Annotated in this window: 1 protein-coding gene; it reads right to left on the bottom strand. The window is 54.8% G+C overall.

Annotation, left to right across the window (positions count from 1 at the left end):
• A partial coding sequence (locus tag A3754_RS07205; RefSeq protein ID WP_197468540.1) for a transposase occupies positions 1 to 418 on the bottom strand: 418 nt, incomplete at both ends.

The following is a 418-nucleotide window of genomic DNA, read 5'->3' as shown; positions in this document are numbered from 1 at the left end:
AGGGATTCCCAGGGATCGGGCTGGTCCTTTCCCTGTCTAACAAACTCCCTGTACGCCTTTATGGCTTCATCTCGGGTGCCTGAAAAAGCAGCGAGAATCCAATCTGCACTCACACCTTCAGGAAGCGCCTGAAGGCCTGCCGTTCCTCGATAACTGCTCCAGGGCCATTCTTGCGCCGTATGCACCATACGCGCCCTTACCGGGTTCAAGACGATGTATCTGGCCAATTCGAGCAGGTAGCTCTGTTTCTCCACGAGAACAGCCGAATATCGCCCCTGGAAAACGTGGCCACAACGGCCATGTTTGCGATTGAAATACTGTGAATAGCAGCCGTTAAGCTGGCGCATCCCCCTGCCCAGATTGCCCTCCGGGGTTTCCAGCAGGAGGTGGTAGTGATTACCCATCAAACAGTAGGCAT

Source organism: Alcanivorax sp. HI0083, assembly GCF_001635175.1.
This window is presented reverse-complemented; position numbering and strand designations above follow the sequence as displayed.